This is a genomic window from Bradyrhizobium sp. CCBAU 51745, from assembly GCF_028128715.1.
Taxonomy (GTDB): domain Bacteria; phylum Pseudomonadota; class Alphaproteobacteria; order Rhizobiales; family Xanthobacteraceae; genus Bradyrhizobium; species Bradyrhizobium manausense.
Map to the genome: position 1 here is coordinate 22970 of NZ_LBJP01000064.1, position 11025 is coordinate 33994.

At 59.5% G+C, this 11025-nt stretch carries 12 protein-coding genes; 6 read left to right on the plus strand and 6 right to left on the minus strand.

Annotated elements, in window-relative coordinates; all coding sequences use genetic code 11:
- Positions 1-154: 154 nt before the first annotated feature.
- Positions 155-1807 (minus strand): porin, encoded by a 1653-nt coding sequence (locus tag XH98_RS15500; protein WP_271619126.1) that lies wholly within the window; start codon positions 1805-1807, stop codon positions 155-157.
- A 238-nt stretch (positions 1808-2045) separates the two neighbouring features.
- Entirely contained in the window at positions 2046-2561 is a 516-nt protein-coding gene (locus XH98_RS15505; protein WP_271597666.1) for a hypothetical protein, read from the minus strand.
- Between the two features lie 318 nt (positions 2562-2879).
- Here XH98_RS15505 and XH98_RS15510 point away from each other — a divergent pair, with 318 nt between their 5' ends.
- On the plus strand, positions 2880-3062 hold the full coding sequence (locus XH98_RS15510; protein WP_271619127.1) for a hypothetical protein: 183 nt from the start codon (positions 2880-2882) through the stop codon (positions 3060-3062).
- 108 nt (positions 3063-3170) lie between these two features.
- Here XH98_RS15510 and XH98_RS41110 read toward each other — a convergent pair whose 3' ends face one another.
- Positions 3171-3698 (minus strand): HNH endonuclease, encoded by a 528-nt coding sequence (locus XH98_RS41110; RefSeq protein ID WP_442868588.1) that lies wholly within the window; start codon positions 3696-3698, stop codon positions 3171-3173.
- A gap of 2188 nt (positions 3699-5886) precedes the next feature.
- Here XH98_RS41110 and XH98_RS15515 point away from each other — a divergent pair.
- The 4 genes from XH98_RS15515 (at position 5887) to XH98_RS15525 (ending at position 8118) form a co-directional block, all read left to right on the plus strand.
- Positions 5887-6195: a hypothetical protein gene (locus XH98_RS15515; RefSeq protein WP_271619128.1), complete on the plus strand. Its 309-nt coding sequence runs from the start codon at positions 5887-5889 to the stop codon at positions 6193-6195.
- Positions 6196-6231: 36 nt separating this feature from the next.
- On the plus strand, positions 6232-6504 hold the full coding sequence (locus tag XH98_RS15520; protein ID WP_271619129.1) for a hypothetical protein: 273 nt from the start codon (positions 6232-6234) through the stop codon (positions 6502-6504).
- 705 nt (positions 6505-7209) lie between these two features.
- Positions 7210-7410, plus strand: a complete 201-nt coding sequence (locus XH98_RS40915; protein ID WP_333932041.1) for an ATP-dependent DNA ligase — start codon at positions 7210-7212, stop codon at positions 7408-7410.
- A 513-nt stretch (positions 7411-7923) separates the two neighbouring features.
- On the plus strand, positions 7924-8118 hold the full coding sequence (locus XH98_RS15525) for a hypothetical protein (protein WP_271619130.1): 195 nt from the start codon (positions 7924-7926) through the stop codon (positions 8116-8118).
- A gap of 101 nt (positions 8119-8219) precedes the next feature.
- Here the strand turns inward: XH98_RS15525 and XH98_RS15530 are convergent, their stop codons facing one another.
- Positions 8220-8432 (minus strand): hypothetical protein, encoded by a 213-nt coding sequence (locus tag XH98_RS15530; protein ID WP_271597670.1) that lies wholly within the window; start codon positions 8430-8432, stop codon positions 8220-8222.
- A gap of 434 nt (positions 8433-8866) precedes the next feature.
- The gene (locus XH98_RS15535; protein WP_271597691.1) at positions 8867-9127 is read right to left on the minus strand and encodes a PilZ domain-containing protein; all 261 of its coding nucleotides are present in this window, start codon (positions 9125-9127) and stop codon (positions 8867-8869) included.
- 124 nt (positions 9128-9251) lie between these two features.
- Between XH98_RS15535 and XH98_RS41115 the strand changes: the two genes are divergently transcribed.
- Positions 9252-9374 (plus strand): DUF6527 family protein, encoded by a 123-nt coding sequence (locus XH98_RS41115; RefSeq protein ID WP_442868591.1) that lies wholly within the window; start codon positions 9252-9254, stop codon positions 9372-9374.
- Between the two features lie 700 nt (positions 9375-10074).
- Here the strand turns inward: XH98_RS41115 and XH98_RS15540 are convergent.
- A complete protein-coding gene (locus XH98_RS15540) occupies positions 10075-10896 on the minus strand; it encodes an IclR family transcriptional regulator (protein ID WP_271597671.1) in 822 nt (273 codons plus the stop codon).
- Between the last annotated feature and the right edge of the window lie 129 nt (positions 10897-11025).

Here is an 11025-nt window from a genome sequence, read left to right on the forward strand (position 1 = left end):
CAGAATCGACCCTTAGCCGACCTCGGCCAAGCATCGCGTACCCACCTTCGCCGAGACGAGGCGTCTCAGCCGTTGTCAGCGCCGGCAACGTATTTATCGCGATGAAGAGGAGCCAAGAGGCTCCCCTTCGTCGCTAACGGTGGTACTGATGACCTCAGAAATCAAACGTCATACCGGTCGTGACGGCTTCGGCCTTGTTGCCGGCAACAACGTTGTTGTTTGCATCGCGGCCGCAGACGCCGTAGCCGTGTCCGCTGACACCCAGGCAGTAATGCGCGCCGGGGCCGTTGCGCAGATAACTGCCGACCATGTACCAGCTCACGAATGGGCTGAAGTGATACTTCACGCCGATGGCGTATTGGTCGGCGCTGGAGTCCACCGTGTTAAGCGCGAAGTCGGCGGCTCCGGCCGGAGCGGAGACCGCGACCCCGGGGGTGGGATAGGCGTTGATGACGCCCGTGCCCGGCGAGCCCGGCGAGGCATTGGCGTGCGCCCAGGAGGCACTGAGGTCCCACTTGTCCACGGTCTGCGTCGCGCTCAGAAAGTAGCCGTCGCGCGATCGCTCGTTGAAAGCGGCGACCGTGTTCTGACGGCGCATGACCTCGTAGATGCCGTAGAGCTGAAGGCTGCCGATCACGTCGTTGAACTTGTAGCCGGCGCCGACCTTCGCGGCCCATTCGTTGGCGATGCCGACTGCGCCAGGTGGCACGACCAGCACACCGCCGTTGCTGAGCGGTGTCACCGCCTCGTCGCCGGTTCGGTTTGTGCCTTCATGCAGCTCGTAAGCGGCGATGCCGGTGAAGCCGCCCTGATTGTAGGTCAGCGATGCGCTGTAGAGGTTGCCGTATGAGCCGTCGTTGCAGCCTTCCGGTGCCGATGTGAGCGGGAAACCCGAGCCGCTGCCGCGCGCCGAGGTGGCGGGGCAGTTGAAATCGCCGAGGGCGAAGTCGCTGTTGTCCTTCGCCGTGTTCTGGCCCGGCGAGATCATGAAGGTGGCCTGGAAGCCGTTCCACACCGGCGATTCATACCAGATCGCATGCGCGGCGCGCCAATCGAACTCGGCGCGGAGATCGCCGCCGGTGTTGCCCATGATCGAGTTGTAGTCGCCGAGCGTGGCCGAGAACGGATCGAACTTCGCCGTTGCTTTCTTGTAGGGCGTGTCGGCTTTGCCGGCCTTGATCGTACCCCACGGGCTCTCCATGCCGAGGAAGCTGTCGCGCGTGCCGAACGCTGCGCGCTCGGTCGGAACGGCTGCGACCTCGACGAGCGACTCGAACTGAGCGATGGCCGCCCATCCGGGATAGCCATAGGGATCGAGGTTGTGCCGCGCGCGAACGCCGAAATAGGTGAGGTTGCTGGAGACACCGAACTTCGTGCCCTGATCGTAAACGCCGGCATTGAAGATGTCGCCGGAGAGGTCGACGTGGCCGTAGAGTGTCACCGTGGTGTTGTCGATGAACGGATTGCTTCCGGGCGCCTTGCTGTAGAGCGGGGCGCCGCCGATGCTGACGACGGTGTGCTCGGGCGCCGCAGGTGCCGGCGCTGGGGACGGCGCGACCGCCGCGTGAAGAACCGGGTTGCCCTTGGGCGAAGCCGGGGCGACGGCTGTCGCCGCGGCCTTCGGCTCGCTCATGTGATTGACGCGATCGCGCAGCTGCGCGTTTTCCTTGGCAAGCTTGGCATTGCTGCGCTCGAGCGCATCGAGGCGGGCAACGACGTCATCTATGGTTGCAGCTCTTAACGGATAGCTAATATTGGTTGCACAAAGGGCCGCGAAGCCTGTGCCGAGCAGAAAGGCTTTCCTCATTGGTTTCCCCTTTATCGCCGCGGACTCTCAGTGGGCCCGGGATAAAGTGGAGCGTAATGTATGCCAGATACCATATACAATGTGATTGGTGTGATGGTACTCGCTTTCGCAACCGAGTGTGTCTCGCAGGCAACTATCCCCGATAAAGCGTGTCGCGCGGCGATCTGCCGCATTGCGGTGTTTGCCGCCGGTTTCGCGCTAAAAGGCCAATGAATTCCGGGTTTGCCCCGAGCTTAATTCAGTCACCCCACGGCGTTTCGCCGCGGGCGAGACGGTTGGCAATGTCGGTCTGGAACACGGGCGGCCCGAATGCGAACCACTCGTCGCCGATCTGGTAGACCAGCAGTCGCCTGTTCTCGGCGCAGAACCGCGTCAGCCAGTCCAGCGCCTTCTTCTTTGGCCGCTCGCCGACCGGCACCGCGACGTCGACGGGCAGGCCGCGCCAGGCAAAGTTGGCGGCCAGCATGATCATGCCGGATTGGTCCGGCCGCATCCAATCGGGCAGCGGGCTCGACGCGACCAGCCAGCCGCAGACGAATTCGCGGCAGGGATGCTGGGGACGCTCGGGATAGATCGAACATTGGTGGGCAACGCTGAACGGGCAAGGGTGCCCTTTGGCCACCTTGTGGCCGCGCACCTCGATTTGCAGCCAGCCATCGCAGCAGGCAGTGCAGCTTCCGCAAGTTCTGGTGAGCTTAGTCAAGATCGCGACGACACTAGGTGCTTTCCTGGCACAGAGACTACTCACGATCATCGCATGCGTCGAGAACACATTAGCTAGTTAGACCCGCACCTGAAGAGCCGAATTGGAGAGTTAACATCTCAGCCTTCTCGCGCCTCTTTATCAGCTTTGGGAGATGTCAGTTTATGGCCCGTCTGCGAATCCGGACAACGTCCGCAATTGGTCGGCAAATGGTAGCGGACCGGACATCAATCGCGGGCCGCTCGATGAGTATGGCTTTGGCGATCGTCGACAAAATTACTGACAGAAGATGTTGCAACTGGTGCGGTGTTGATATTCGCGACGATCTTACTTAGAAGGCCCCGGTCAATAGCGACTCGGGAATTCAAAATGGCAAAAAAAGCCAAGAAAAGAACACGCCGCCCTTACAGCGCAGATGACGTCAAGCAACTGCGTGCGCACTCAAAGGCACGCACACCGATTGCGAAGATCGCCAAACAAATGAAGCGCACTGAAGGTTCGCTTCGCCAGAAGGCAATCAAGCTCGGAATCGGACTCGGTCACCAGCGTTGACTCGTCTCAGTTCGTTCTCTTGACGCGGAAAAGTCTTGCCCATTTCTGGAAAGACTTTTCCGAGTCGAACCAACCCCGAACACGCTACGACGTCGCGGCAAAGGATTGCTATCGCCACTGCGATTCCCCTCCGGCTGCCTTTGCGTTGCGTGCAGGCGAAGACCCAGCCGACTTAGGCCGCTTGAGCCTGCGGATGATCTTGAACGAGAACTCGACTTCCATCACAGGGCCGGTTTCATCGCGCACCGCGATCGCCATTTGATGGATTTGGGAACCCCTGAAGCTTATCGCGCTATCCGATGCAAGCCCTGTCAGAGCGCGAGCCGCCTCTCTTTGCACTGCGACTATGTCGCGCAAGTCGATCCCTTCCTCATCGAGGATGAGCTCATCTCCATCGCGGAAGTTATCCAGCGTGTCGGTCGAACCGGGCGTGCCGCGTTCAATAATGTGATGCGCCGTTAGCCTGTCGTTCGGGGTGCTGCAAAAAGCCTCGGTGCACCGGTTACCGTCACGCTGCAGGCACGCGGCTCGTAGCGCTCGCCACCCTGCAGATTTGTAGAACGCGTCTGACTTGAAGACGGGTCTAACGTAGGGTCGCCACTGAAGCGGCCGGAATTGCTTTGCTCGTGTTGGCATTATAACATTTCGTGGTTGCAATTTTGAAACCCAGCCCTCGCTGGCGCGTTAGGGCTCGGTTAGCGACATTTATTTCAAGCCTTGGCGTTTCGCCCTTCGCGGAGGGTTTTTGATGGATCAGCACCGGACAGCATTGGTCTTGTTTGCACTTGCCGTGGTCGCCGTTGTCGTGATCGCGTCTGCAGTCACCGTGGAAAAGGTCAACCTCCGGACAGCGAGCAACGACGCGCCGCCGTATACGACGGGCCTCGCGAGACCACATCAACCACTTGATCGGGCTCCCGGTGAGCCGCTACCGACCGTAGGCGGGCCGGCTGGAGCGACTAGACAGCGTCCCTGACCGAACACAGCGGCGGTGCTTCCACCGCCCTGGGGGTATAAGGGGTTGGTAGCACATGAGGTGGAAGCCGGTGGAAGGGGGTGGAATAGGAGGTGGAAGCTTAGGACGCCCTCACCGCACGGAAAGAACTGGAAGCCACGATCGCACGATTGAGGCAAGTCGCCGATGGCATGGATGATCGCGAAGCCACAACGCAAGTTCTAATTTCAGATACTGGCTCTGGAGGTTGAACTGCTCAGTAAAGAGTGAGGCCGCCTGAGTTGACGGCCTGTTTCTATTCTCCCCGCCGGGTATGAACTTTGATAGCGCCGGGCCGTTCACAGAGAAGTCTGCGGTGAAGGCATGCTCTGGAGCTATCCTCGTGGGAAAGGCGGCGGATTTCAACATGACGCCTGCATCCCTGCCGACCTGCGGACGATGCCGCGGCAGCAGCGACGTAATCGTGAGCGAACTGGTCAACGCTCGCATCGATGGGACGGTGACGATGTATCGGTGTCGATGGTGCGGGTATGTGACCTGGGACGAGCGCCCGGGGCCGCGCAATCAGCAGAGGCACGAGGACGTCCCTTCTTCATGAAGCGCTCTTAACTTCGACAGGGTCCTTAAAGTTGATCCCGCTTTTCCACACCACGACTCCCAGTGGCTCGCGCTCGTTCAGTGCCACAGGGAATCAACTATTTGACTCTTGGCAGTACCGACGAGTGTCCGCCTTCTCAAACACGAAGCCGTGCCCGGCACAGGAAGCTTCGAGGTACGCTTCGCTGATGGTCGCCGGAGCGTCTATTTCTACTTCGACGACCTGCCATCGCGGCGGCTCCGTCCAGGACAAGTCCCGCGCGAGCAAGCGATCGATTGGCGAGAATGTTCGTTCGAATTACGCGTGGCTTGATCGAGGGTTGGGGCGCCTAACCCTGGTGCGTTGCTGGCCGTCTGCCAGCGTGCCGATTTCTCGTGCGGCCATTCTGGCCTCAGGAGTCACATGATGAAGACCGATGAAAGCTGCAAGGAATGCTTCGGGACGCGCCAGGCGGTTGAAATGAGAGCCGTCCGATTTGGCTTCAAGATCGAGCCGCCAAAGGCCTGTTCCCCGGTGCAAGGTGACCGGAAAGGAGCCTATCGAGCGCCAAATTTCACGGGGTGGAGGGCCCGCCAGCATGAACCGACGGTATTTCTGACAATCAAACGCTCGTGGCCCGGCGCGGTTCTTGTCCGGTGATCGCGCGCCGGGCCTAACCATTCCCCGCTTCCCCCGTGAGGTTTGGCTAAGGTGAAGATAAAACGATTCTCGGGACAGCTTATACTTGTTTGTGCAAGCCTCAGAACGCGATCAGCAGACGGGTGATGGCCCGCATTTCGAGCAACAAGAGAACGCTTTCCACACCCAGGCGCGCAGTAGCTCGCACGGCCCCGACCAACTTTGGGCGGAGGACGGGTCGGGGCCGCTGGAGGTGCTTGGTTCGAAGGCACCAAGCAATGAAAAGCCTGCTCACAGATCGCAGGGTGGCTCTGTTCGCTTTCGCACAGTTCCAGCTGCATATTTTTCCCGGCTAGATTCACATGTGTCTTGCAGCCGCGGAATGAGCGAGGCCTACTCAACAGATTGCAAAAGAGACCAAGAGGCCGTGGTGGGTGAAGGTGGGCGAACCACAAGCAGATTTTTCATTCGAATGGGGGGCAAAGGTTGGATGGTTTACGATCGAGAGCGCCGGGGCCCGGCGCTGCTCGGTACGGACATGGCAGCCAATTTGACGAGGGAGCAGGCAGAGCGAGCCTACGAAGTTCTCACTCGCTCAACACCGGAACGCTAACCACGGAAGAAGCCCACCAGCACCGCGCTTCGATAGCGCCATGCCCTGTTCTCGACGCCACACGCCCACGCACGCCGACGGCCGGCCGCTCAAGATCACGCTGGGCGACCTAAGGTCGACGGGCGTGCGAGATCTGATCGTGTTCTGCTTGGACTATCGCTGCAGCCACAACGTCAAGCTTGCAGCCGTGTACGTCGACCGATGGCCGAACGAACTCAGGATTTCGCAGCTCGAGCCGCGGTTCGTCTGCACAGCCTGCGGCATGCGCGGGTCCTGTATTGTCGCCGGCAGCAACGGCACCGAGCAGGCCATTTTGCCGAGCAAGATTCGGAGTGCCCCGATGGATTGAGAATCGCCTATAGGACGCACCGCAAGGGGCTGATCAATGAAGCTGATGAATGAGCGTCCGTATTCTGATCCAGAGGTCGCAGCACGGAAGCTGGTCGAGCTCGCCAAGGGTGTCGAGGCGGTCCAAGCCGGCCGCATCCACATCGAGAGGATCAACAGCCCTTTCCTGTCGAAGTCCGGATGCAACGCGACGGGCGCCGAGTTCGGCGCCGGCATCAAATACGCGATCAAAAACGGCTGGATGGAACTGCACGAGAGCGGGACCTACGTCCGGCTTTTGTCGCCAGGCGACAATCAGATGTCGCGATGACCACCCGTAAATTTTCCAACGTCCTAAGTTGACGCGTTGAACCTTGGCATGGCGCGTGCAGACTAACAATTACCGGGGTTTTGCAATCATCCCCCTCGGGGCTGGATAGTCGCCGCCTGCGCTTGTTTTCAAGCAGGCGGCCTTTTTGCTTTTGATTTGACGCCCGCCGAATTTCGATAGTCCCCCAGTATTTCGCCGGTCGTGCACTCCACAGATGGAGAACCTAACCTGCCGCGATGACGCGGGAGAATCCACCGATCCTTATCTGCAAGGAGTGCAGACGGCCCATGGATTACCTTGCGGTGCTGCCACGGGTTGCAAATTTGCCCGCCGTATACGCCTACAGATGCTTGCCGTGTCGGAGGGTCGATTCGATCCCTATCACCGCCTGATAGGTTTACTGGGCAATCGTACTCCGAGGGCAGCGACATTTAGCGCAGCGTCGATTGTCGTAAACTGCCTTTCGTCTTTGCCCCGCTTTGGCGTCGATGCTCTAGTGATCAGCCACATACGGCTAGCGCAGCTAGCACATTCATAGAGCTTCAGCTCGCAGCCGTCAGGCACCGGAAAAAGAGCTATCAGCACTCTGGCTTGACAGCAAAGGATGCATCCGGCTTCGCCATGCACGTTGGTCCCCCATCGAGGTAAGTCCGGCTCGATGAAGAAGCCTGAGTCTGAAGTTTGGGGCAATGGCCTTGACGGATAGTGTCGAGCGGCCGGGACGGAATCTTCATCGCCCCGTTCGAGCTGGGCGAGATCGGACCGGATCTGTTCCGAGCAGCCGTCGGAATGGGCCTCGAGGGTATCGTCTCGAAGCGTCGGGATCGACCCTACCAGGCCGGCCGCTCAAAGGAGTGGATCAAGGTCAAGAACCGGAGTCATCCGGCAATGAACAGCGAATTGTGATGGCGGCTTGGCTGGTTTGGCTTCGGGACCTTCGCGGCCCGCCGGCTCAGCCAGGAGTATCCGCTTACCCCGCAAGCCGGCGAATGATGTAGGCGACCCCGATAGAGCCTGGAGAACGTCAGAGGGCGTGGCACTCCAATATGAGGTTATGGAGTAGTGAAGGGCACGGCGCTAACCGCGAAATCATCTGGCCTCTTATTTGCGCCCATTGCACAACATTTGCGCCCATCCATCGCGCGCCGATGGCGTTCACTAGTTGTGCGGGTCCTTGGTGCGACACCTCATCCGCGTGAGCCTTGCGCCATCCACCTGCACGGCCCCTGTCGCGTGCACCGGCAGGGGCTTGTTACTGACGCGCCGCCAGCGTGAACCCGCGCGGGGCATGATCAACTATTACTCGTTGAAACAATTGGTGTTCCATCTGCCGAGCGAATGGCCGACCGATGTAGCGGTTCGGTGACAGCATCTTCCGACTGTGTTGCTAGAGTGTTCGCAACACATCGGAGGCCCCGCATGGCAATCGATCACGCTCAGAGCCTTAAACCGGACGAAGACCGCACCAAGGTCGCCGCAGATGCTGCCCGCGCCGTCCATACTCAACCGTCCAATGTCAATTTCGCCGAAACGGAAACGTGTGCGGAAGACGGTAGCCATTACTTGCCGGGCAAATGGAGCTGGGGGCCGGCGAAGTCGTCATTCGAATGGTAGTGCAAGTGCTCAGTGCCGCATAGAACACGTGCGCAGAGTGAGCCTGCCAGCGCGACGGCAGGGCACCAAGATATTCAAATGCCTTGGATGACCAGCGGTGATCAACCGCCAATCGGGCCGGACAGCGTCTGGAGGCCCACTTCTATGGCGGCAATGTCCTGCTCGACCTCAGCAATGGAAGCTCGACAGTCGAAGCCGGTTCTGGCTTTCAGGTCGATTGCCAAGTGTCGACGATGGGTCCTCAGATTTTCCAGGGACTGACGATCCCCGAGCTTGGCGTACCCGCTCACAATCATCTCGATCGCACTCGACATAACGCTACTCCACAACAAAATTTCGGATTTGCAATCGGGAGATGCTATCGAGAGCGGCGCTCCTTGTAAATTAGCTAAAAACCGCCGTCGCCCCGCCGGCGAACGAAAGCCGCAGGCGCGACGTTCCGCACGATCGGCGCGGCGCACGAGTCCTAAGCACATCGTAGGCCAACCTGGCCGGAGACGCTCGCGCTCACCTGCGACAATTTCGGCATCCGTTGTCGGACGATTGGCACTGCACGTTTTCAATTCAGTCTTCAAGGGCTGCCCCAAAGGAAAAAGCCGTCCACGTGAACGGCATCCAGCTTCGTCACCGGAGCTGGATGCCCCAGGTTTCCGCAACCCGCTTGACCGAAGCGATATACCTTCGCAGCGCGCCCGCAATCTGGACGGCGCTTGGTCGAGATCGGGCTGAAGGCTACAAGGCGCGTGAGCTAGATGCTTGATTCAAACGCAACGCCGATACGCATGTCTTGCCGCCAGATAACACGGGCTGAAAAGCGCCGGCCTTCTAGGGTTAGAACGAGCGTGAAGTAATCGGGCAGGCCGAACGAGCTGCTTACGTCGAGCGCGGCACCCTGCTCGGAAAAATTGCGGATCATGCACGCCACTGAGTTTAGACCAAACTCGATGGTGCCTGGCAATAGCACTTCGGTTCGTATCGAAGCCCGCTCTCGCATGGAGGAAAGCTGCATGGTCAAGATGAAGAATCTGTACTTGGAACGCCTAAATTTCTAGGCAGTATCTTGCCCAGAGCGTTGACCCGGTCGGTTTGTAACCGTGCGGATGTGGTGACACGATTGACGTGAATTTGATGCGATCACGCAATGGCAGTTAGCGGTGGTGAACGGAAAGCCGACCTTCCATCCGTCCCTGTGGGTACCCGCTGAAAAATGCGGTGCCCACTTCTGGATCGGCGATGGAAAGATCACTTGGGTCTAGCCGCCCTACGCCAGCAGTGCCAAGCCGATCGGCTTAGAGAGAGCTGGTCGCAGCTTGACGGCAGCAAGAAGAACTTGGTCTCTCGCTCACCAATCTCGATCCAGTCAACCGGCTGGATGCGATCGATAGTACGATCATTGCGTCGATATCGCGATAAGCCCGAAGGCAAGCTGGCTGCCCTATTGCCATAAGCGACCATTCAAATGCTCTATGGCTCGTGAAGGCCAAATCCTCTATTGAAGGGTGCTGCACCAACACCTCAGCAAAAGTTACGCACTCGCCAGGTAAAGAGGTAAAGGCGTGATGATGTCGTCGTCGGCCGAACTGAACTCTCGGCCCGTTTTCCTCCGGTACACGACGAAATCCCAAGAGCTTTCCCTAACAGTGAGTTGAGAAGTGACCCGGTCGCGAGCTACCCGGCCCCAATGATAGCATTCGCATTATCGGTCCGCAGACTGACTCCGTTTGCGATCAAACATTATCAGTCCGGGCAATACGACCTCTCAGCAGGCTCCAGGCTCTTGGCGAAGCGTTGGAAGCATCGATACGCTCGGAGGTAGGGGTGTCTGTCAACCCTTTTTGAAATTGCTGGAGTTTTCCGTCCTCGCCCCGCACGCTCTACGGCCCTAGCTACGGTGTGTTGGCGGCTTCGTTGCGATGGTCCGCACGAACTCACGCATCTTACCGCGCATGGGAGATATCAATACGAGCCGGCCTGTTGCCCCGGCCTGCGCAAGGCTGCATCAAACGGGTTAATCTTCGGCGCAAGCGCCTCCGCCTCGCGCCGGAGCACCTGGACCACAGTCGGCAAACGCTCAGCATTGAGCCGCGCGACTGTGGTGCCGATGCTGATTGCGGCGAGCGGTCGGCGCTCGCGATCGAGAATCGGCACCGCAACCCCAGCCATATCCGGCAGAAGCCCCGACCCGCGCGCGGCAAAGCCGCTTTCCCGAACCTGCTCGATCTCATTGCGGAAGAACACTTCGTCGAACAGGCCGAAATGGAGGAGCCGCGGCAGGTTGAAGCGGATCACCTCCTCGCGCTCCGCTTCCGGCAAGTGAGCGAGGATTGCCATGCTGCCTTGGCCAACGCCAAGTATCACCTTGCCGCCGACGTCGTTGGTAAAGGAGCGTATCGGCACCGGCCCCTCGCAGCGGTCGAGACAGACCGCATCATACCCACTGCGCACCAGCAGGAACACAGTGTCGCCCAACGCCGCGGACAACCGCAACAGCACAGGTCGACAAATGTCGCGCAGATTGCTCGGATTCCCCGCTCGGGCCGCAAGCGAAAAGAACTCAACACTCAGCCGGTAGTACTTGCTGCGCACATCCTGCTCCACCATGCCTTCATCGATCAGCATGCGTAGCAGCCGATGCGCTGAGGCAGGGGTCAATCCAGCCGTTTGGGCGGCATGCGTCAGCCTCGCCCCCTCGCCGCCACTCGCGGCCAGTGCACGCAGCAGTGCAACCGCGCGCGGCAGACTTCCGGAAGGTCCGTTTCCTAAGGCATCATCCATCATATGAAAACATTCTGTGCCTAGGGGCCCCCGGCGTTACATATATTGGAAAAGTAGGGCCACCTCTTTGCACATATCGGAATATGGCATTGACACGACAGACATCAAAGACCTGAATAGCGGGTGACGTCC